This window comes from Micromonospora sp. CNB394 (assembly GCF_000374985.1).
Lineage (GTDB): Bacteria > Actinomycetota > Actinomycetes > Mycobacteriales > Micromonosporaceae > Micromonospora > Micromonospora marina.
This window is the reverse complement of the sequence record NZ_KB895837.1, coordinates 45,185-66,965: the sequence shown is the minus strand read 5'-3', so window position 1 is coordinate 66,965 and position 21,781 is coordinate 45,185. Positions and strand designations below refer to the sequence as shown.

17 protein-coding genes are annotated in these 21,781 nt (G+C 74.1%); 12 read left to right on the top strand and 5 right to left on the bottom strand.

Going from position 1 to position 21,781, the window contains the following annotated elements; translation table 11 throughout:
• The first annotated feature begins 38 nt into the window (after positions 1–38).
• The 5 genes from C569_RS0116245 (at position 39) to C569_RS0116225 (ending at position 5,862) form a co-directional block, all read left to right on the top strand.
• Complete coding sequence (locus C569_RS0116245) at positions 39–1,529, top strand: amino acid adenylation domain-containing protein (protein WP_018786830.1); 1,491 nt, start codon at positions 39–41, stop codon at positions 1,527–1,529.
• Positions 1,529–2,062, top strand: a complete 534-nt coding sequence (locus C569_RS0116240; RefSeq protein WP_018786829.1) for a flavin reductase family protein — start codon at positions 1,529–1,531, stop codon at positions 2,060–2,062. Before C569_RS0116245 ends, C569_RS0116240 begins: the two co-directional genes overlap by 1 nt.
• Positions 2,059–2,913, top strand: a complete 855-nt coding sequence (locus C569_RS0116235; protein WP_018786828.1) for an inositol monophosphatase family protein — start codon at positions 2,059–2,061, stop codon at positions 2,911–2,913. Before C569_RS0116240 ends, C569_RS0116235 begins: the two co-directional genes overlap by 4 nt.
• On the top strand, positions 2,897–3,853 hold the full coding sequence (locus C569_RS0116230) for a Gfo/Idh/MocA family protein (protein ID WP_018786827.1): 957 nt from the start codon (positions 2,897–2,899) through the stop codon (positions 3,851–3,853). The genes C569_RS0116235 and C569_RS0116230 overlap by 17 nt, the downstream gene beginning before the upstream one ends.
• A gap of 101 nt (positions 3,854–3,954) precedes the next feature.
• Entirely contained in the window at positions 3,955–5,862 is a 1,908-nt protein-coding gene (locus tag C569_RS0116225; protein WP_051090495.1) for an AfsR/SARP family transcriptional regulator, read from the top strand.
• Here C569_RS0116225 and C569_RS0116220 read toward each other — a convergent pair.
• Positions 5,855–6,691, bottom strand: a complete 837-nt coding sequence (locus tag C569_RS0116220) for a hypothetical protein (RefSeq protein ID WP_231394811.1) — start codon at positions 6,689–6,691, stop codon at positions 5,855–5,857. The genes C569_RS0116225 and C569_RS0116220 overlap by 8 nt on opposite strands.
• Positions 6,692–7,288: 597 nt before the next feature.
• Between C569_RS0116220 and C569_RS0116215 the strand changes: the two genes are divergently transcribed.
• Positions 7,289–8,179 (top strand): SGNH/GDSL hydrolase family protein, encoded by an 891-nt coding sequence (locus C569_RS0116215; RefSeq protein WP_018786824.1) that lies wholly within the window; start codon positions 7,289–7,291, stop codon positions 8,177–8,179.
• Positions 8,180–8,236: 57 nt separating this feature from the next.
• Here the strand turns inward: C569_RS0116215 and C569_RS0116210 are convergent, their stop codons facing one another.
• On the bottom strand, positions 8,237–9,532 hold the full coding sequence (locus C569_RS0116210) for a glycoside hydrolase domain-containing protein (protein WP_018786823.1): 1,296 nt from the start codon (positions 9,530–9,532) through the stop codon (positions 8,237–8,239).
• Between the two features lie 234 nt (positions 9,533–9,766).
• On the opposite strand from C569_RS0116210, the gene C569_RS34755 reads away from it, so the two are divergent.
• Positions 9,767–9,895 (top strand): hypothetical protein, encoded by a 129-nt coding sequence (locus tag C569_RS34755; RefSeq protein WP_018786822.1) that lies wholly within the window; start codon positions 9,767–9,769, stop codon positions 9,893–9,895.
• Positions 9,895–10,860 (top strand): N-acetylmuramoyl-L-alanine amidase, encoded by a 966-nt coding sequence (locus C569_RS0116200; protein ID WP_018786821.1) that lies wholly within the window; start codon positions 9,895–9,897, stop codon positions 10,858–10,860. Before C569_RS34755 ends, C569_RS0116200 begins: the two co-directional genes overlap by 1 nt.
• Positions 10,861–11,172: 312 nt before the next feature.
• On the opposite strand, the gene C569_RS0116195 is transcribed toward C569_RS0116200, so the two are convergent.
• Positions 11,173–13,215: a penicillin acylase family protein gene (locus C569_RS0116195; protein WP_026268227.1), complete on the bottom strand. Its 2,043-nt coding sequence runs from the start codon at positions 13,213–13,215 to the stop codon at positions 11,173–11,175.
• A gap of 227 nt (positions 13,216–13,442) precedes the next feature.
• On the opposite strand from C569_RS0116195, the gene C569_RS0116190 reads away from it, so the two are divergent.
• The 4 genes from C569_RS0116190 to C569_RS0116175 are packed head-to-tail and all read left to right on the top strand — an operon-like array spanning position 13,443 to position 18,668.
• On the top strand, positions 13,443–14,996 hold the full coding sequence (locus tag C569_RS0116190; RefSeq protein ID WP_018786819.1) for an aspartate aminotransferase family protein: 1,554 nt from the start codon (positions 13,443–13,445) through the stop codon (positions 14,994–14,996).
• Between the two features lie 23 nt (positions 14,997–15,019).
• On the top strand, positions 15,020–16,306 hold the full coding sequence (locus C569_RS0116185) for a lysine N(6)-hydroxylase/L-ornithine N(5)-oxygenase family protein (RefSeq protein ID WP_018786818.1): 1,287 nt from the start codon (positions 15,020–15,022) through the stop codon (positions 16,304–16,306).
• Positions 16,303–16,887: a GNAT family N-acetyltransferase gene (locus C569_RS0116180; protein WP_018786817.1), complete on the top strand. Its 585-nt coding sequence runs from the start codon at positions 16,303–16,305 to the stop codon at positions 16,885–16,887. The genes C569_RS0116185 and C569_RS0116180 overlap by 4 nt, the downstream gene beginning before the upstream one ends.
• Positions 16,884–18,668 (top strand): IucA/IucC family siderophore biosynthesis protein, encoded by a 1,785-nt coding sequence (locus C569_RS0116175; protein WP_026268226.1) that lies wholly within the window; start codon positions 16,884–16,886, stop codon positions 18,666–18,668. The genes C569_RS0116180 and C569_RS0116175 overlap by 4 nt, the downstream gene beginning before the upstream one ends.
• Before the next feature lie 61 nt (positions 18,669–18,729).
• On the opposite strand, the gene C569_RS0116170 is transcribed toward C569_RS0116175, so the two are convergent.
• Together C569_RS0116170 and C569_RS0116165 are read right to left on the bottom strand one after the other, a co-directional pair.
• Positions 18,730–19,632 (bottom strand): siderophore-interacting protein, encoded by a 903-nt coding sequence (locus C569_RS0116170; RefSeq protein WP_018786815.1) that lies wholly within the window; start codon positions 19,630–19,632, stop codon positions 18,730–18,732.
• Between the two features lie 45 nt (positions 19,633–19,677).
• The gene (locus C569_RS0116165; RefSeq protein WP_018786814.1) at positions 19,678–21,780 is read right to left on the bottom strand and encodes an iron ABC transporter permease; all 2,103 of its coding nucleotides are present in this window, start codon (positions 21,778–21,780) and stop codon (positions 19,678–19,680) included.
• Position 21,781 lies beyond the last annotated feature (1 nt).

Here is a 21,781-nt window from a genome sequence, read left to right as displayed (position 1 = left end):
GAACCGATCGACGACAGCACAGTGAAGGGAGCAACGCCGTGAGTCTCTACTCCTGGTTCGAGCGGACCGTGGCACGCGTGCCCGAAGCGGTCGCGCTGGAGGTCGGCGGGGAGCCGGTGACCTACCGCCGGCTGCACGACCTCGCCGGCGACCTCGCCGGGCGGATCCACGCCGAGGTGGGCCGGCGCCCCCGCGCGGTCGGCCTGCTGGCCGCCCGCAGCCTGCCCGCGTACGCCGGTTATCTGGCCGCGCTGCGCGCCGGAGCGGTGGTGGTGCCGCTCAATCCGGCGTTCCCGCCGGCCCGCACCGCCCGGCTGTGCCGGGACGCGGGCGTGGACGCGCTGGTGGTCGACGACGCCGGCGCCGCGACGGCGGCGCAGGTCGCGGGCGGCGCCGTGACGGTACGCCTCGGCGGCGCGCCGGGCGTCACGCCGCCGGCCGCCCCGGTGGTGGCGGACGACGTGGCGTACCTGCTGTTCACGTCCGGCTCGACCGGGCGGCCCAAGGGCGTGCCGATCCGGCACCGCAACGTGGACGCGTTCCTCACGTACTGCCGGGACCGCTACCCGGTCGGCCCGGGTGACCGGCTGTCGCAGACCTTCGACCTGACCTTCGACCCGTCCGTGTTCGACATGTTCGTCGCCTGGGGCGGCGGCGCCACGCTCGTGGTGCCGCAGCCGGACGAGGTGCTGACGCCGGTGCGGTTCGTCAACGAGCGGCGGATCACGCACTGGTTCTCGGTGCCGTCGGTGGTCTCGCTGGCCCGGCGGATGCGGATGCTCTCCCCCGGCGCCATGCCCGGCCTGCGGCACAGCCTCTTCGCCGGTGAGGCGCTGACGCTGGAGCAGGCGCGCGCGTGGTCGGCGGCGGCGCCGGGCAGCGTGGTGGAGAACCTCTACGGTCCCACCGAGCTGACCGTGACCTGCACCGGGCATCGGCTGCCGGCGGATCCGGCGGCCTGGCCGGCGACGGCGAACGGCACCGTGCCGATCGGCGACGCGCACCCCGGGCTCGACGCGATCCTGCTCGCCGAGGACGGCACCGCCGGCGGTGACGACGGTGAGCTGTGCGTGCACGGGCCGCAGCGGTTCGACGGCTACCTCGACCCGGCCGACGACGAGGGCCGGTTCGTCACCTACGCGGGCCGCCGGTACTACCGCACCGGTGACCGGGTCCGGCGCGAGCGCGGCACGTTCGTGCACCACGGGCGCCTGGACGACCAGGTGAAGCTGCGCGGCTACCGGATCGAACTGGGTGAGATCGAGATGGTCCTGCGCGGCCACCCGGGGGTGCAGGACGCGGTGGTAATGGCGTTCGGCGCGGGCGGCGACGTCTCCCTGCGCGCGGTATACACCGGCGCCGACGGGATCACCGGCGAGCTGACCCGCAGGTGCGCGGACCGCCTGCCCGCCTACATGGTGCCGGCGCGGATCCACCACGTGGGCGCCCTGCCCACGAACGCCAACGGCAAGACCGACCGGCGGCGGGCCGCCGACCTGGTCGGCGGCGCGACGAGAGGAGCACGCTGATGACCGGCGCAGGAAAGGGACAGGACCAGGAACGGGCGTTCCGCTCGGTGGCCGGGCGCTTCGCCACCGGAGTGGCGGTGGCGACCGCCGTCGGACCCGACGGCCCGGTGGGGATGACCGTCAACTCCTTCACCACCGTGTCGTTGTCGCCCCGGATGCTGCTGGTCTGCCTGCGGCGGGACTGCCGGCTGCTCGGCGCGGTGCGGCGTACCGGCCGCTTCGCGGTGACCGTGCTCGGCGACGACCAGCGCGAGGAGGCGGCCTGGTTCGCCAGCCGGGGCCGTCCGGCGGGCACCGACGGCTTCGCGGGCGTGGCCTACGACGACGAGCGGGCGACCGGCTGCCCGCGACTGACCGACGGGGTGGCGTACTTCGGCTGCGAGGCGGTCTCCGCCGACCCGGCCGGTGACCACGCGGTGCTGATGGGGGCGGTCCGCTCCGCGGGCCTGCTCCGGCCGGCCCCGCCGCTGTTGTTCGTGGACGGCGACTACGCGCGGGTCGCCGCGCCGCGGGAAGCGCAGGTGGCGCGATGAGCATCGGCGCCGCTCCCGGCGACCTGCGCCACCTGAGCCTGCGCGCGGCGCGGGCCGGGGCGGACGCGATCCGCGAGGCGCGGGTCCGGGGCTTGCGGACCGAGCACAAGGGCGGCGCGGCCCAGGACCCGGTGACCACCGCCGACCACGCCAGCGAGCGGGCCATCCTCGGCCTGCTCGCCCGCGACCGGCCGCAGGACGCCGTCCTGGCCGAGGAGTCCGGGGCCAGCGCCGGCTGCTCCGGCCTGCGCTGGATCGTCGACCCGCTCGACGGCACGCTGAACTTCAGCCACGGGGCGAGCCGCTACGCGGTCAGCATCGCGGTGGCGACCGGCTGCGACGTGGGCGACGGACAGGTGGTCGCGGCCACCGTCCTGCAACCGGCCACCGGCGCCTGTCTGGTGCTCGACGACGAGGGCGCGCTCGACGGCGACGCCGCGGTCGCGGTCAACCGCGAGGCCGAGCCGGGGCACGCCCTGGTGGCGTTCGCGGTGCCCAACGCGCCGGATCCGCGTCGGCGGGCGTACCAGGCGCTCGCCGGTGTCGCGCCGCGCGTCGCCGATCTGCGCAACACCGGCTCCACCGTCTGCGACCTGGCGGCGGTGGCCCGCGGGGAACTGGACGCCTTCGTCAGCTTCGACCCCGCGCCGTGGGACATCGCGGCCGGCGCCGCGCTGGTCGAGGCCGCCGGTGGCGTGAGCCGGCGGTGGCGCCACGACGGGTTCGAGGTCTTCGCCACCGGCGCGCCGGCCGTCGTGGCCGCGCTGGCGGGCTGGCTGGGCGACGACGGCACGGACGGCCGCGACGGCACGGACGACGAGAGGGGAACCGGCGATGACCGGCAGCGATGAGTTCCGGCTGGCACTGGTGGGCGCGGGCCGTATGGGCCACCACCACCTGCGGGCCCTGTCCGACCACCCGACGGTCCGGATCCGGTACGTGGTCGACCCGGTTCCGGCGGCACGGGAGGCGGTCGCCGCGGCCGGGCTGCCGGCGTACCCGGGCGTGGAGGACCTGCTCGCGGACGCCGCGCCGGACGGTCTGCTGGTGACCGCGCCCACCGGGCGGCACGGTGCGCTGGTCGCGGTCGCCGCCAAGGCGGGACTACCGGTGCTGTGCGAGAAGCCGGCCGGGCTGGACCCGGCCGAGGCGGCGGAGGCGGGGCGGGTGGCCGCCACCGCCGGGATCGGGTTCCAGGTCGCCTACTGGCGCCGGTTCGTCCCGCAGCTGCGCCGGCTGCGCGAGCGGATCGCCGCCGGGGAGTTGGGCGAGGTGCTTTTCGTGGCCGCGGCGCAGTGGGACGGCGAGCCGCCGGCGGCGGCGTTCCGCACCGGAAGCGGCGGGATCTTCGTGGACATGGGAGTGCACGAGTTCGACCAGATCCGGTGGCTGACCGGGCAGGAGATCGACCGGGTCGCGGTGCAGCCGGCCGGGCCGGTCACCGACCCGGCGGTACGCGGCCGGGACGTGGACAGCGCACAGGCGTTGCTCGGCCTGTCCGGCGGCGGCACCGCGCTGGTCTCGCTCGGTCGGCACCACCGGGGCGGCGACATGGCGACGGTGGAGGTCTTCGGCACCCGGGACCACGAGCGGCTGACCTTCCTCGATCCGGCCGACGGGGACGCCACCATGTACGCGGCCCTGGCCCGCCAGGCGGAGGACTTCGCCGGGCTGGTCCGCGCCGGACGGTCGGCGGGTGCCGGGGTGGCGGACGCGGTGGCGGTGCTCGACGCGGCGCAGTGCGCGACGGCGCAGCTCACCCGGGATCACGAAGTACACACCGATCGGTGACTACTTGCGCCATCTGGGAGCGAGGTATTCCCCAGCCGAAGGTGGGAATTCCGTCGGTGCACCACACTGTGGACGGTACTGCGGAGCGGGGGAATGCATCGATGCAGTTCAGTGTGCTAGGCCCGTTGACAGTTCATGTGGACGACCGCCCGGTCACGCTCACCGGCACCAAACCCCGCCTCCTGCTCGCCGTGCTGCTGCTGAGCCCGGGGCGTACGGTCGCCACGTCCCGGCTGGTCGACGGGCTCTGGCCGGAATCGCCGCCCACGTCGGCGGTCCGTAACCTGCGCACGTACGTGCACCGGCTGCGGCAAACGCTTGACCGCGGCGGCGACTCGGCCGGCCGGCTGGTCCACGACGGCACCGGCTACCACCTGCGGGTCGACGAGGACGAACTGGACCTGCTGCGGTTCCGGCGGCTCGCCGACGAGGCCCGCCGGGCCGCGCGCGGGGACCGGCCGGAGGCCGCCGCCGACCTGTTCGACCGCGCGGTCGAGCTGTGGGGCGGGTACCCGCTGGAGGATCTGACGGATCTGGGCACCGACCTGGGCGCGACCGTCACGGCGCTGCGCGAGCAGCACCGGGAGATGACGACCGAGCTGATCGACCTGCGCCTTCGGCTGGGCCAGCCGGCCCGGGTCATCCCGTCGCTGCGCCGGATGGTGGCCGAGGAGCCGCTGGACGAGCGCCGGCAGGCGCAACTGGTGACCGCGCTGACGCTGGAGGGGCGGGTGGCCGAGGCGCTGGCCGCGTACCAGCAGGCCCGGCGCGGCATCGTCGACGAGCTGGGCGTGGACCCCGGGCCCACCCTCCAGGGCGCCCTGCAGACCGCACTGGACGCGGACTCCGCCGAGATCCGTCAACCGTCCGGCTGGCCGGCCGTCGTCGGCGCCGGGCCGCCCGGCTCCCCGCCGAGCCCGCAGGCCCTGCCGATGAAGCCGCCGTCCCTGGTCGGCCGGGACACCACGGCCGGGCAGCTGCGCGCCATCGCCGAGGGGATCGCCGACCCGGCCGACGCCGACGAGCACGCCGGGGTCGTGCTCGTCTCCGGCGCGCCGGGCGTCGGCAAGTCCTCGTTCTCGGTGACCAGCGGATACGACCTGGCCGACCTCTTTCCCGACGGTCAGCTCTTCGTCAGCTTCGACAGCGGCGACGAGCCGCCGCGCGGCAGCGGGGAGCTGATCCGGGAGCTGCTGGTCGAGCTGGGTGTGCCGCTGACCGACGTGTCCGAGGACATCCGGGAGCGCTCGGCCGTGCTGCGGTGCGCGCTCGCCGGCCGCCGGCTCCTGCTCATCATCGACGACGTCGACTGCGCGCAGCAGGTGCGCCCGCTGCTGCCCGGGGCGGGACGCAGCCTGGTGCTGATCAACAGCCGGCAGCGCCTGCTGGACCTGGACGTCGGCTGGCGGTTGACGCTCGGCGCGCTCGACCGGGCCGACGCGGTGGAGTTGCTGGCCACGATCGCGGGCGAGCGCCGGGTACGGGAGCAGCCGGAGGTGTTCGGCCGGATCGCGGCGGCCTGCGACCAGTTGCCGCTGGCACTGCGGATCGTCGGCAGCCGGATCGTCACCCAGCCCGACGTCGCCCTTCCCGGCTTCGCGGCGCATCTGGAGGACGAGGAGAACCGGCTGTCGGAGCTGTCCGTCGGGGACATCTCGGTGCGCGACAGCCTCTCGGTCAGCTACCGGGCGCTGGACGTCGACGCCCGCCGGGCGCTGCACGCGCTGGCCCGCGCCGGCTCGTCCATCACCTCGTCCAGCGCGGTGGAGATCCTGCGCCTGCCCCGGCAGGAGGCCAACCGGATGGTGGAGCACCTGATCCAGCACAACCTGCTGGTGCCGGTCGACTCCGGCGATCCGGGCGAGCGTTTCCACCTGCCGGAACTGCTGCGTCTGTTCGCCCGCGAGTGCGTGGACGCGCACGGCCGGCCACTGTCGGCGGCCGGAACCGCCGATCGTGGTGTGCGGGCCGGCCGGCCCGCACACCACGATCCGGGTGTCGCTACTTGAGGAAGCGGTCCAGCGCGGCCTCGATGGTGCCGCTGTCCGGGGACGCGTAGGACTTCATCGTCACCTTGTTGTAGGAGATGAAGCTCGGGCACCGGGCGGCGGGCGCGGTCACCGTGCCGCCGTCGCCGACCTTCTCGCCGGTCTGGGCGGCGTGGAACGTCAGGGTGTAGCGCGAGGAGATGTAGTCGACCGTGACGACCTTGTCCTCGCTGTTCTTGTACTGGCACTTCTTCGGCGCGCCCTCGCTGCCCTCGACCATCTTGAGGCAGCCGATGACCGACACCGTGGCGAAGTCGGCCGACCTCGCGTAGTACGGCTTGGCCGAGCTGATCGTCTTCTGCGACCAGGACGACGGCCGGTCCGGGGAGTTGGAGAAGACGTACGCCTTCGAGCCCGCGGGCGCGGTGTACGGCGCGGCGTTGAGGATCGCGCCCCCGTCGCAGACCGCCGACATCTCGCTGGCGTAACGCGCCGTCAGCGAGTTGTTGTTGGACGGCCCGTCCGGACCGCCCGACTCCGGACCGCTCGTGCTGGGGGTCGCGGACGGGCTGCCGTCCGGTCCGGGGGTGGCGCTGCCCGAGGCCACCGGCGTCGGGTCCTCATCGTCGCCGTTGAAGGCGACGTAGGCGAGCCCGCCGCCGCAGCACAGCAGCGTCAGCGTGACCGCACCGGCGGCGAGACCGACGATGAGCCCCTTGCTCTTGCCGCCGCTCGGAGGCGGGGTGGGCGCGTACGGCGCCGGCCCGGGGTAGCCCGGCTGGCCGGGGAACGGCGCCGCGGGCTGCGCACCGTACGGGGCACCCGACGCCGGCTGGGCACCGTAGGGCACGCCGGAGCCCGGCTGGGCACCGTACGGAGCACCCGACGCCGGCTGGGCACCATACGGGGCGCCCGACGCCGGCTGCGAACCGTAGGGCATGCCGGAGCCCGGCTGGGCACCGTACGGGGCGTTCGGGTCGGGCTGGTTGCCCCACGCTCCGGCGTTCGGGTCCGGATAGCCTCCGTAGGGAGGGTGATTGTCACTCATCTGAGGTTCTTCCACCTGTCGTCCGTGGTTCCGGCGATCAACCAACCCGCAGCGTAGTGACGCCTGCAAATTCACGATCGCCGACGTTCGATGCGTTGTTCACCTGCCGTGCCGGGGCCACTGCGGTACGTGCGCGCCCGGATCAGACACCCCGCCTCCCTTTGGGCGTGACGGCCCGGGGGCCGTTGGGACGCAACGAATCAGCCGCCCGACGACCGCCCCTTACCTGACATCGGCGATGCCAAGAAGTGTGATGCACACGACACCTCCGGCCGTCCGGGCGCACGGCTGCGCACCACATCATGGACTGCTCTTTAATGAGGTTTGTCGATATTGACGCACGCCTCGGGCGCGGACAGAATCCCAGCACCACCACCAGGACCCCTCCGGGAGGGCCCCATGAACCGTCCCCGCCTGCCGCTCCTGCGGACCGCCGGCCGGATGACCGCGCTCGTCGCGGCCGCCGCCGGCATGCTGCTCGCCGTCGCCGCACCCGCCGTCGCCGCCGCGCCCGCCGGGCGCTACGTCGCGCTCGGCGACTCCTACACCTCCGCCCCGCTCGTGCCCACCCAGGTCGACCTGAACTGCCTGCGCTCCAACCGCAACTACCCGTCCCTGGTCGCCGCGTCCGCCGGTTCCTCGTCGTTCGCCGACGTGAGCTGCTCCGGAGCCACCACCGAGGACATCCTGTACGGCGGCGACGGCGTGCTGGGCATCGCGCTGCCGCCGCAGGTCAACGCCGTCACGTCGACCACCGCGCTGGTGACCGTCCAGATCGGTGGCAACGACATCGGCTTCTCCGGCATCATCAGTGACTGCGCCGAGGCGAGCGTGAGCAGCCCGCTCGGCTCGCCCTGCAAGAACCGGTTCACCGCGGGCGGCACCGACCAGTTGCGGGCCCGGATCACCGCGACCGCGCCGAAGGTGGCAGCCGTGCTGCGGGCGGTCCGCCAGGCCGCGCCGAACGCGCGCGTGGTGGTGCTCGGATACCCGGCGATCCTGCCCGACAGCGGGTACGGCTGCTGGCCGGTGGTGCCGATCGCCTACCAGGACGTGCCGTACCTGCGTGGCGTCCAGAAGGCCCTCAACACGATGCTGGCCGACACCGCGGCGGCCGGCGGCGCCAGCTACGCCGACGTCTACACCCCGTCGATCGGGCGGGACGCGTGCAGGAGCAGCGGCACCCGCTGGGTGGAGGGACTGGTGCCGCAGAACGCCGCCGCGCCGTTCCACCCCAACGCCCGCGGGGAGCAGGGCATGGCCACCGCCCTGCTGGCGCACCTGAACTGAGCCGGACGCCGGGAGCCGGCCCCGCCTCGGCGGGGCCGGCTCGTGGCGGTGGCAGGCTCAGGCCCGGGTGATGCGGACCGCGTCGGCGACCACGTAGCCGGCGCCGGCGCTCCAGCGGCTCACCCCGACCTTGTCCCCGGTACCGCCAGCGACTGTGAACACGCCGAGGGAGACCCAGCGTCCGCCGCCGGTGCGCTGGTCGACCGCCACCGGCCGGTTACCGGTCGTGGTGGCCACCAGATACGGCGTACGGTCGTTGTAGCCGGGGTCGGCGGGGTACCACACCGAGACCTCGTAGGCACCGGTCGCGGGCAGTGTCGCCCGGAACCAGGCCACGTCACTGACCGCCACCGGCGCGGCGAAGCGGTAGTCGGCGCCGTGGCGCTGCCCGGAGTACGCGGAGGTGCCCCAGGCCGCACCGGCGGTGAACCCGCCCGCTGTGGCGTTGTCGACTGTGACGCTCCACGACGCGGGTGGCGCGCCGGCCCGCACGTCCAGGTAGTTTCGGTCGATCTTCATGGTCACGCCGCCCCACGTCTCGGTGACGTCCCCGGCGTACTGGTGCAGGCGCTGCTGGTCGGCGTAGCGGTCGTCGGCGCAGTACGTGCCCCCGTCGGTGTCCGCGACGCCGTTCCACCAGGCGATCCAGATCTGGTCCAGGCGCAGGTACCGGGTGTCGTGGTAGGCGCCGCAGACGTCGGTGATGCCGGACGAGCCGCTGGAGTACATGCCGGCGAGGTAGCCGCGCGTGTGCAGGCGCTCGACCCAGCCGGAGAGGAAGGAGAGCACCGCGGCCCGGCAGGAGGCGGTCGACGGGTACTGCTCGATGTCGTTGTAGAGCGTGCTGCCGGCGCCGATGCCGAGCGCCTGCGCCGCCGCGACCGCGCTGTCCGCCGCGGTCCTCCCCTGTCCGCGGGCGGTGGCCGGATCGGCGGACATCTTCGGCGTCCGGGTGCCGCACGGCGCCTGGTAGCCCAGCTCGATGGGGATCAGCCGCCAGCCCTTGCGGGTCTGGTCGGCGACCCAGGTCGCGGTCAGGTTCGGCTGGGCGCAGGTCCGGCTGGCGCCGCTGATGTAGACGCCGACCGCGCGGTACGGCGACGCGGCCAGCCAGGCGTCCATCGCGGCCTGGGACGGCGCGGTGCAGGTGTCGAAGCCCTTGCCGGTGAAGGTGCCGGGCTGGGGTCCGATCGCGGCTGCGGCGGCCGGCGGCTCGGCGGCGGACTGTGCCTGGGCGGCAGCCGGTGCCCCCGCGCGGGCCGGTACGGCCGAAGCCGGCGCCGGCACGGCCACGGCCACGGCCACGGCCACGGCCACGGCGAGAAGCGTCAGGGCCGAGGTGATCGCTCTCATCGGCGCCCCTCCTGTGAAGGATTCCTCGCTCGACGGCGAGACTTGGGCAGGATTTCTACCACGCATCGACGGATGACGACAGATGATGGTGGCGAAAGTTTTCACACTGGAAACGGTCATTGAAGAGTATCGACAAGAGGGCCGGCATCGGTATAGCGTGCCCGCACTCACCTCCGTCGATTGGTGAGGCGCCGACACCCGAGGAGCGCCATGCCCACGTCACGATCCCCCCGTATGCGACGCCGAGGTCTGCTCGGCGTACCCGCCCTGGTGGCCGCCGCCCTCGCCGTGGCCGTCCGTCCCGGTACGGCGCACGCTGCGCCGAAGGCCGAATGCCTCGCCGACCTTCTCGGGGAGCAGTGATGGCCACCATCCCCTGGCTGGTGGACGTGCTGCGCGCCGCCGGTGTGCAGGTCGTGGTCGAGGGCGACTGGCTCAACCGGATGCGCCCCGGCTCGTTCGACCCGATCGGTGTGCTCTGGCACCACACCGCGGCCACCTCCAGCGCCTCCAACCCGCACCCGGCGCTGAACATCTGCGTCAACGGCCGCTCCGACCTGCCCGGCCCGCTCTGCCAGGCCCTCGTGGACTACCACGGCGTGTTCCACGTGATCTCCGCCGGGCGGTGCAACCACGCCGGCACCAGCGGCGGCAGCGGCCCCATCCCCGCCGGGGACGGGAACACCCTGATGATCGGGTGGGAGATCGACTACAACGGCGTCAACCAGCAGATGACCACCGCCCAGTACAACGCCAGCATCGCGGCCACCGCTGCCGTGCTCAAGCGGCTCGGCCGGGACTCCAGCTACGCCCGCGGGCACCGAGAGACCAGCACCACCGGCAAGATCGACCCGTCCTTCATCGACCTGAACACGATGCGCGCCGACGTGGCCGCCAAGATGGCCGGCGGCGGCACCGGCTGGACGTCGATCGTGGACAACGCCACGGCGGGCCGGTTCACCGCCAGCGCCAACTGGGGCACCTCGACGTACTCCGGGCAGCGCTACGGCGCCGACTACCGCTACGCGGACCCGGTCGCCGCGAGCGACGCGGCCTGGTACAAGTTCAACGTCCCCCGCACCGGCAGCTACCGGGTCGAGGCGTGGTGGCCGGCGAACGCGGGCTACAACGCGGCCACGCCGTACATCGTCGCCACGACCACCGGCAACCGGACGGTCGCGGTCGACCAGCGCGCGACCGGCGGGCAGTGGCGCTCACTCGGCACGTTCACGCTGCCGGCCGGGGACGCAAACCGCGTCGCGGTCAGCCGGTGGAGTTCCGCCGCCGGACTGGTCATCGCCGACGCGGTCCGGCTGACCGAGGTCTGACAGCGGAGGTACCGATGCGGCCGGGCGGCGCCCCGGCCCGGCCGCATCCGCCGGTCGAGCGCCGGGACCGGAAGGCGGCCCGCATCCCCTCGGGCCGGGTCAGGGACCGAACGTGAAGACGTACGCGCGGAGGCCGCGCCGCTCGGCGCGCAGGGTGAGCCGGTGCTCCCCGGCGGCGCGCCCTCGACCAACCGGATCATGGCCGCCCGGTCCACGACGGCCCGGTCGTCCCGACCGGCTCCGCGCCGGGCCGGGACGCGGCCGGGAGCGTCACGCCTCCGCGGCGGCTCGCCGAGGCCGGGGATCCGTGGATCACGTCGTCTCGTCTCCCGGCAGGGGGCCGGCCGGCACCGGGATCAGCGTCCCGGCGGCCCAGTGGGCCAGCTGGTCGGCGAAGTGCGGGTCGCCGGGGCGCCCGGAGGCGCCGAACGGCACGATCCACCGGCTGGCCGCCCGGTCGGCCAGGTCCCACACGTAGCGGGCCACCGGGCCGCGCCAGCAGGCGTCGGAGAAACCCGGCACGCTCGACGTGGCCAGCACGCAGTCGGTGTCACCGGCCAGCGCAACCCGCTGCCGCATCGCCGTCACCGCGTCGGTGACCGCCGGCGCGACGCCGAGGTGCACCGGGTGCAGCACGTGCCGGCCGCCCCACTCGCCGGGCGCCGGACCGGCGGCCACCTCGGCCAGCGCCTCGGCGGCCGGTTCCACGACGTCGGCGCCGAGGTGGGCCGCCAGGTTGTCCAGCGCCAGGCCGATCCGGGCCGCCGGTCCGGTCCAGGGGGCGAACAGTTCGTCGAATCCGCACGGCTCGTCGAGGGCACGCAACCTCGGGTGTACGCGCAACCGCCGGGCCAGCGCCGCCCGCCAGGCCGCGTACGCGCCGGCCTCGGCCGAGCCGGCCGCCATCGCCCGGTCCCATCCGCGCAGCCGCAGCAGCAGCGCACGGGCGGGTTCGTCGAACCGGTCCGGGTCCAGCCGATCGAGCAGCCGGTGCAGCGGGCCGGCCGGGAGCCGGTCGTCGGTGTGCACAGTGGACGACCCGGCGCCCTCGGCGAGCAGTGCCCGGATCCGGCGGGCCCGGTGCGGCGGGGCGAAGTCGGCACCGTGCGCTGCGACGTCGTCGCGCCGGTCGTTGGCGCAGACCGCCACGCCGTCGACCGGCTCGTCGACCAGCGGCAGGTAGTCGCCCCGCCACCGGTACCGCGGCTCCCAGGCGGGCACGGGTTCCCGGCGGCACCGCTCGTCGCGTACCGGGACCAGGCCGGCGACCAGGCGGCGGACACCGCCGCCGGTGTCGGCGGCGAGCACGCTGTTGACCGGCTCGACCCAGTGCCGCAGCGCGTCGGCGACGTCGCCGGTACGCCGCGCGCGCAGCAGCGGCAGCAACGCCTCGAAGCCGAGGCGGGCCTCGACCCGGCTCGGGGTGCGCAGCGCGATCGCCTCGCCGGTGACCCGGTCGTGGTCGATCACCGGCCCGCGGGGCGTCTCGATCACCTCGACCGGCTCCGGGGCGCCGCCGCGAACCTCGATCTCCTCGACGTGGCGCGTGGCGGGGGTCCAGCCGTCGGCGTCGCGCACCAGCACCCGGTCGCCGTCGCGGCGCAGCCGTTCGCGGTAGAGGTCCTGGTAGTCGGCCATCGCGTTGGTGACGGCCCAGGCCACGTGGCCGGTGTGGCCGAAGTGCGGCACGCCCGGCACGCCGGGGAAGGCGAGGCCGACCACGTCGAACTCCGGACAGGCCAGCCGGACCTGCTGGTAGACGCCGGGGAGTTCGAGCAGCCGGTGCGGGTCACCGGCGATCACCGGGCCGCGCCCGGTGGCCGGGTCGGCGGGCAGCGCCCAGGCGTTGCTGCCCGCCGACGCCGGTCCCTCGACCGCGAACAACCCGGTCGCACCGGGTCCGAGCGTCCGGGCCACGTGCGCGTGCCAGAGCTTGTTCGGGAAGGTGGAGAAGAGCACGTGCTGGACGAGGAAGACGCCGAGCGGCGACCAAGGCTGCCACGGTTCGGGCCCGGTACCGGTGGCGGCGAACTCCGGCGCGGCGGCGGCGCCCTCGGCGAGTCCCGAGTTGACCCCGTCGACGTACGCCTCGACCCACCGCCGGGTGTCCGGTTCCAGCCGTTCGTAGCAGCGCCGGGCGGTGTCGTCCAGCCGTACGCGGCGGGCGAACCGGTCCCACGCCAGCTCCGCCGGGCCGACGTGGGCGGCCAGGCGGCCCTCGGCCCGCCATCGTTCGACGCTGATCTGCCAGGCCCGGTCCAGCGCGGCGACGCGTCCCTGCAGACGCGCCAGCGCGTCGACGTCGGCGGCCCACAACTGGGGCACACCCCACCTGTCGCGATCGACGCTCGTCATCGTGCCGCGCCGCCCCGGCGCGCCGGGCGACGGTTCCGTTCGACAGTCAACTTAGGATAACCTCCCCTAACCGAGGGCGACCTTACCGCGACACGTGTGGGACGCCAACCGACGGCGGGTGTGGGACCAGGCACCCCGACTCGCGCTTGATAGTTAGGGCACCCTAACCTAACCTGATCGTCGCGGCTGTCGCCGCACATCCTGTCCGTACGACGCTGGGAAGTCGCATGAGTTCGATCGGGAGCCCGACCGGCGCCGCGCCCGCCGACACCGGCCGCGCCGCCGCCGCGGCACGCGGCCACCTGTTCAACGCCAGCTCGCTCGGGCGGTACCGGGACGTGCTGGCGCGCGGCGTCGACCGGGTGGCCCGCCGGGTGGGCGAGGCGGACCGGCCGTTCACCGGCGTCACGCCCGGCGAACTGGCGCCACTCATCGACGCCATCGACCTCGACCGGCCGCTGGGCGACACCGACGCCGCCCTGGACGAGCTGCACGACGTGTGGCTGCGTGACGCGGTGTACTTCCACCACCCCCGCTACCTCGCCCACCTGAACTGCCCGGTGGTCATCCCGGCGCTGCTCGGCGAGGCGGTGCTCAGCGCGGTCAACTCCTCGCTGGACACCTGGGACCAGAGCGCCGGCGCGACGCTGATGGAGCGGCGCCTGATCGAGTGGACGGCCGGGCGCATCGGGCTGGGGCCGACCGCCGACGGCGTGTTCACCAGCGGCGGCACCCAGTCGAACCTCCAGGCGATGCTGCTGGCGCGGGAGGAGGCGTACCGCACTGTGGTCGGTGGCGCCGCCACCCGGCCGGACCGGCCCCAGGTGCTCTCCCGGCTGCGCATCCTCACCTCCGCGGCCGGGCACTTCAGCGTGCAGAAGGCCGCCAAGCTGCTCGGCCTGGCCGCCGACGCGGTGCTCACCGTGCCCACCGACGCCGGCCGCCGGATGCGCACCGACGAGCTGACCCGCGCGATCGACCGCTGCCACCGCGACGGCCAGGTGGTGATGGCCGTCGTCGCCACCGCCGGCACCACCGACTTCGGCACCGTCGACCCGCTGCCGGAGATCGCCGACATCTGCGCCGCCGCGGGCGTCTGGCTGCACGTCGACGCCGCGTACGGATGCGGGCTGCTGGTCTCCCCCACCCGCCGGCACCTGCTCGACGGCATCGAACGGGCGGCGTCGGTGACCGTCGACTACCACAAGTCGTTCTTCCAGCCGGTCAGCTCCAGCGCGCTGCTGGTCCGCGACGGCCGGGTGCTGCGCCATGCCACCTGGCACGCCGACTACCTCAACCCGGCCCGCGCGGTCGAGCAGGGCATCCCGAACCAGGTCGACAAGAGCATCCAGACCACCCGCCGGTTCGACGCGTGCAAACTCTGGCTGACCCTGCGGATCATGGGACCGGACGCGATCGGCGCGCTGTTCGACCAGGTCGTCGACCTCGCGGCGCAGGCGTGGCGCCGGCTCGACGCCGACCCGCGCTTCGAGGTGGCCGCGCCGTCGCAGCTGAGCACCGTGGTCTTCCGATACCGGGAGCCCGGTCTCACGCCCGGCCTGATCGACGAGGCCAACCTGCACGCCCGCGACGCGCTCGCCGCCTCCGGCGCGGCCCTGGTCGCCGGCACCAAGGTCGACGGCGCCCACCACCTCAAGCTCACCCTGCTCAACCCCGAGACCACAGTGGACGACATCGCCTACGTGCTGGACCTCATCGCCGACCACGCCGCCTGGTACGCCCGGACCGCGGCCGCCGCCGAACTGTCCTGCCCGGTCTGACCCCCGCCGAGGAGAACGAGAACATGCCGACCCACGACTTCATCGCCGTCGGGCTGGGCCCCTACAACCTCGGCCTGGCCTGCCTCACCGCGCCGATCGACGACCTCGACGGCCTGTTCCTGGAGGCCCGCGACAGCTTCGACTGGCATCCCGGCATGCTGCTCGAATCCACCCGGCTACAGACGCCGTTCATCGCCGACCTGGTCACCCTCGCCGACCCCACCTCGCCGTACTCGTTCCTGAGCTACCTCAAGGAGACCGGCCGGCTCTACCCGTTCTACATCCGGGAGAGCTTCTTCCCGCTGCGCGCCGAGTACAACGACTACTGCCGCTGGGCCGCCGCCAAGCTGCCGAACCTGCGCTTCCGGCACAGCGTCACCGCGGTCGAGTACGACGAGACCGACCACCGGTACGTGGTGCACGCGGACACCCCGGACGGGCCGGCCACCCACCGGGCCCGGCACCTCGTGCTCGGCACCGGCACGCCGCCGTACCTGCCGCCGGCCTGCGCCGGGCTGGGCGGTGACATGATCCACAACTCGCGCTACCTGGAGCACCGGGACGCGCTGCGGGCCAAGGACAGCATCACCGTCGTCGGCAGCGGCCAGAGCGCCGCCGAGATCTACCACGACCTGCTCGGCGACATCGACACGTACGGCTACCAGCTCACCTGGGTGACCCGCTCGCCCCGGTTCTTCCCGCTGGAGTACACCAAGCTCACGCTGGAGATGACCTCGCCGGACTACGTGGACTACTTCCACGCGCTGCCCGAGCCGACCCGCTACGCGCTGGAGGCCGCGCAGAAGCCGCTGTTCAAGGGCATCAACGCCGACCTGATCAACGACATCTACGACCTGCTGTACGCCAAGAGCCTGCACGGCCCGGCACCGACCCGGCTGCTGACGAACACCGAGCTGGTCGAGGCGGCGTACGCCGACGGCCGCTACCGGCTCGGGCTGCGCCACACCGAGCAGGACCGCGCGTTCACGCTCGACACCGCGGGGCTGGTGCTGGCCACCGGCTACCACTACCGGGTGCCGGAGTTCCTCACACCGGTACGCGACCGGCTCCGCTTCGACGCGCACGGCCGCTTCGACGTGGCCCGCAACTACAGCGTCGACCACACCGGCCGGGGCGTGTTCCTCCAGAACGGCGGCACCCACACGCACAGCATCACCTCGCCCGACCTGGGCATGGGCCCGTACCGCAACTCGTGGCTGATCCGGGAGATGACCGGCCGGGAGTACTACCCGATCGAGAAGGCGATCGCGTTCCAGGAGTTCGGCGCGCCCGCCGGAATGCCCTCATGACCGGGTTCACCCGCGTCGACGACGCGCTCGGCGAGTTCACGCTGCGCCCGCTGGACCCGGACGCCGACGCCGCGCTGCTGCACCGCTGGGTCACCCATCCCAAGTCCGCGTTCTGGCTGATGCAGGACGCCGACGTGGCCGCCGTCGCCGCCGAGTACCGGCGCATCGCCGACCACCCGCACCACGACGCGTACCTGGGATCGTGGCGCGGCACCCCGGCGTTCCTGGCCGAGCGGTACGACCCGGCCCACGTCGAGCTGGCCGGCCTCTACGACCCGGAGCCCGGCGACGTGGGCATGCACTTCCTCTGCGCACCGGCCGGCACGCCGGTGCACGGCTTCACCCGGGCCGTCATCACCACGGTGATGGCCTGGCTGTTCGCCGATCCGGCGACGCGCCGGGTGGTGGTGGAGCCGGACGTGCGCAACACCGCCGTGCACGCGCTCAACGCCGCGGTCGGGTTCACCGTCGCCGGCCCGATCCGCAAGCCCGAGAAGGAGGCGCTGCTCAGCGTCTGCACCCGGGACCAGTTCCGGGCCGCCACCGGCGCGCCCGTCACCGAGGAAGGGGCACCGGCGTGAACGCCAGCGCATCAGTGGACCATCTGACCCCCGAGGCGTGGGCGACGGCGAACCGGCTGCTGGTGCGCAAGGCGCTCGCCGAGTTCGCCCACGAGCGCCTGATCAGCCCCGAGCCCGACGGCCCCGGGCGGTGGCTGGTCCGCAGCGACGACGGCACCGTCGAGTACCGGTTCGCCGCGCAGCGGCTGGCACTGGACCACTGGCAGGTCGACGCGGACAGCATCGTGCGCCGCCGCGACGGCGCGGACCTGCCGCCCGACGCCGTGGACCTGTGCGTGGAGCTGCGCGGCGCGCTCGGCCTCACCGACGCGATCCTGCCGGTCTACCTGGAGGAGATCACCTCCACGCTCGCCGGGACCGCGTACAAGCTCGCCAAGCCCGCGCTGAGCGCCGCCGAGCTGGCCGCCGCCGGCTTCCAGGAGATCGAGACCGGCATGACCGAGGGGCATCCCTGCTTCGTCGCCAACAACGGCCGCATCGGCTTCGGCGTGCACGAGTACCACGCGTACGCCCCGGAGGCCGCCGCGCCGGTCCGGCTGCTCTGGCTCGCCGCGCACCGCGACCACACCACCTTCACCTGCGCCGACGACCTGGACTACGACACGCTGGTCCGGGCCGAGCTGGGCGAGGAGGCGCTGGCCGGGTTCACCGCCACGCTCACCGGGCTGGGCCTGGACCCGGCCGACTACCTGTTCCTCCCGGTGCACCCGTGGCAGTGGTGGAACAAGCTGGCCGTCACGTTCGCCGGTGAGGTGGCCCGGCGCCGGCTGGTCTGCCTCGGCGAAGGGCCGGACGAGTACCTCGCGCAGCAGTCGATCCGTACCTTCTTCAACGTCACCGACCCAGCCAAGCACTACGTCAAGACCGCGCTGTCGGTGCTGAACATGGGCTTCATGCGCGGGCTGTCCGCCGCGTACATGGAGGCGACGCCCGCCATCAACGACTGGCTGGCCGGGCTGATCGAGGGTGACCCGGTGCTCAAGCGCACCGGCCTGTCGATCATCCGGGAGCGGGCCGCGATCGGTTACCGGCACCGGCAGTACGAGGCGGCGACCGACAGGTACTCCCCGTACCGGAAGATGCTGGCGGCGCTGTGGCGGGAGAGCCCGGTGCCGGGACTGGAGCCCGGGCACCGACTGGCCACCATGGCCTCGTTGCTGCACCTGGACTCCGGCGGCCGGTCGCTCGCGGCCGCGCTGATCGACGAGTCCGGGCTGGCCCCGGCCGACTGGTTGCGCCGCTACCTGGACGCCTACCTGGTGCCGCTGCTGCACAGCCTGTACGCCTACGACCTGGCGTTCATGCCGCACGGCGAGAACGTCATCCTGGTGCTCGACGGCGGCGTGGTGGAACGGGTCGTGTTCAAGGACATCGCCGAGGAGATCGTGGTGATGGACCCGGACGCGGACCTGCCGGAGCGGGTGCGGCGGATCCGGGCCGCCATCGGAGAGGACGAGAAGATCCTGTCCATCTTCACCGACGTCTTCGACTGCTTCCTGCGGCACCTGAGCGCCGCCCTGCACACCCAGGGCGTGCTCGACCAGGACGGGTTCTGGCGCACGGTGGCCGAGTGCGCCGCCGACTACGCCGCGACGGTGCCGCACCTGGCCGACCGGATGCGTCGGCACGACCTGTTCGCGCCGGAGTTCACGCTGTCCTGCCTCAACCGGCTCCAGCTGCGCAACAACCAGCAGATGGTGGACCTGTCCGACCCGGCGGCCGCGTTGCAGTTCGCCGGCACCCTGGTCAATCCGCTCGCCCCGTACGCGCCACGCGGATGACGGAGCGGGCCGGCGCGCCTGGCGCGCCGGCCCGCTCCACCGGTGCACCCGGTGCGGCCGATCAGTTCTCCGCGCGGCCGGCCCGCCAGTAGCCCATGAACGCCACCGCGCACCGGTCCATGCCCCGCTCGGTGACCAGGTGGCGGCGCAGGCCGCGGATCACCGCCGCCTCCCCGGCCAGCCAGGCGTAGAGCGCCGCGCCGTCGGGCCGCTCCGGCACCTCCCAGAGGAGGTCCCGGTCCACGTCCACCTCGGCCAGCGGCGCGACGGCCGCCGCCACCGGTACGGGCACCAGCCGGGCGGCCAGGCTCGTCACGGCCGGGGTGAGCCGGCTGCCGTGCGGGGCGCCGTCGCGGGGCAGCCAGGTCACCGTGACGCCGGCCGGTGCCGCGCAGGGCAGTTCGTCGCCGGTCTCCGGCACCTCCACCAGCGCGTGCCCGCGCGCGTCGGCGGGCAGCCGCTCCAGGATCGCGCAGATCGCCGGTGCGGCGGTCTCGTCGCCGACGAGCAGCAGCGTCGCGCCGGCCGGCGGCTGGAACTCGACCCCGCCGTGCGGGCCGTCCCACCCGGCGTCGGGGCCGACCACGGCGATCCGGTCGCCGAGGCGGGCCCGCCGCGCCCAGCGGGTGGCCGGGCCGCCGTCGCCGTGCAGCGCCATGTCCACGTCCACCTCGTACGCCTCCGGCCGGACGGCGCGCACGGTGTAGGTGCGGATCGGGCTGCGCAGCCCGTCCGGCAGCTCACGCCACCGCGGGAACCAGTCCGGCCCGTCGGGCAGTTCCCCCGGCGCCCCGTCGACCGGCGGCAGGGCCAGCTTGATCCGCTGGTCGTACCCGTTGTCGGCGAACCGGTCCAGGTCCGGGCCGGTGAGCGTCACCCGCAGGAACGACCGGCCGAGCCGGCGCAGGGCACGGACCTCCACGGAGAAGACTCGCCAGGGCGCGACGGCCAGGGTGCTGGTCATGCGTCATTCCTCTCACGGCCGCCGGGCGGCGCGTCGGTGAACGGGTCAACGGGCGGCGGCCGCGGCGCGGGAACGCCACAGCAGCCAGACGAAGTACGGGGTGCCGATCATGGCGGTGACCAGACCGGCGGGAACCTGGGCGGGTGCGATCACGCTGCGGCCGAGCGTGTCGGCGAGGCTGACCAGGGTGGCGCCGAGCAGCACCGCGACCGGTAGGACGCGGGTGTGCCGCCCGCCGACGAGTGCCCGGGCGGCGTGCGGCGCGACCAGGCCGACGAAGCCGATCACGCCGACCGCCGACACGGCGGTGGCGGTGAGCAGCGCCGCCACGCCGAGCGCGACCAGCCGGGCGCGTTCCAGCCGGACGCCGAGCACCCGGGGCGTGTCGTCGTCGAGCGCGAGCAGGTCCAGTTCGCGGCGTACGGCGGCCACCACCGGCAGCGCGACCAGCAGCGCGATCGCCACCGGCAACACCTGCGGGGCGGTACGCCCGTAGGTGGAGCCGGACAGCCAGGTCAGCGCCTTGCCGGTGTTCCACGGGTCGGACGAGACCACGATGAACGTGATGATCGCCGTACCGCCCTGCCAGACCGCGAACCCGATCAGCACCAGCCGGTCGGAGTTGAGGCCGCGCCGCCGGGCGAGGCCGTAGACCAGCGCGAACGCGGCGACCGCGCCGAGACCGGCGGCGCCGGACAGGGCGAGCACGCCGGCCATCGGCGCGAACGTCAGCAGCGACACCGCGCCGATGCCGGCGCCGCCGGTGATGCCGAGGATGCCCGGTTCGGCGAGCGGGTTGCGGCACACCGCCTGCACAGTGGTGCCGGCCAGGGCCAGCGCGGCGCCGGCCAGCAGTGCCGCGGCGACCCGCGGCCAGCGGGCGTCCAGCACGAATGTGTACGCCGGGCCGGTGCGGCCCTGCACCCAGTTGACGATGTCGCCGAGCAGCACCCAGGTGTCCCCGGCCAGCATGCCGAGCACCAGCGCGGCGGTGACGACGACCGCGCAGGCCGCGACGACGACCGCGACGAAGCCGCGGGAGCGGACTGCCGCGTGGCCGCCCGGCGCCTGCCGGGTGGGTCCGGCGTCGCGGTGACGGCGGGCCAACCAGATCAGCAGCACCGCGCCGAAGAGTGTGGTCACCACGCCGGTCGGCACGTCGACACCGGCCTGCCCGCCGAGGACGGCGCGCAGCAGCACGTCGGAGCCGAGCACGATGACGACGCCGACGATGCCGGCCAGCGGCATCAGGATGCGGTGCCGGTGGACCTCGGGCACCCACCGGCCGAGCAGCCGGACGATCACCGGAGCGCCGAGGCCGACGAACCCGATCGGCCCGGCGAGGGTGACCGCCGCAGCGGAGAGCAGCACGGCGAGCAGCACCACCCAGAGCCGGGTACGGCGTACGTTGAGCCCGAGCACGGTGGCGGTGTCGTCGCCGAGGGCGAGCAGGTCCAGCCGGTGCCCGAGCGCCACCAGCAGCAGCGCTGCGACCCCGATCACGGGGGCGAGCTGGGTGAACGCGACCAGGTCGCCCTGCACGAGCGAGCCGTTGCCCCAGGCGAACAAGCCGATGGTGGACTGCTCGAACAGCAGCAGGAGCAGCATGGTCAGCGAGGCCAGCGCCATCGCGGTGGCCGAGCCGGCGAGAATGAGCCGGGTGGTGGCGGCCTGGCCGCCGGCCGAGAGCAGCATGACCAGGGAGGCGGCGGCGAGGCCGCCGCAGAACGCCAGCCCGCCCGCGGGCAGCGCCGGCAGCGCGATCCCGAACGCGGCGGTGGCGACGATCGCCAGGTGCGCGCCCGCGTTGACGGCGAGCGTGTCCGGCGAGGCGAGCGGGTTGCGGGTGGTCGACTGCAACGCCGCACCGGCGAAACCGAGCGCGGCACCGACGGCCAGCCCGGTGAGCAGCCGGGGCAGACGGGAGGCGACCAGCACCCGGGCGGTCTCGTCGTCGCCGCCGGTGAGCAGCCGGAGCAGGTCCAGCGCCCCCACCGACGACGTGCCCTGGGTGAGGTGCACCGCGGTGATCGTGACGAGCAGCACCGCGGCGAGGGTGAACGCGGCGGCGACCCGGCTGCGCCGGGCGGGCGGCGGCCCGACCGGGGCCGGCCGGGTGGCCGGCCCCGGTGGAGCGGGGGCGGTCATC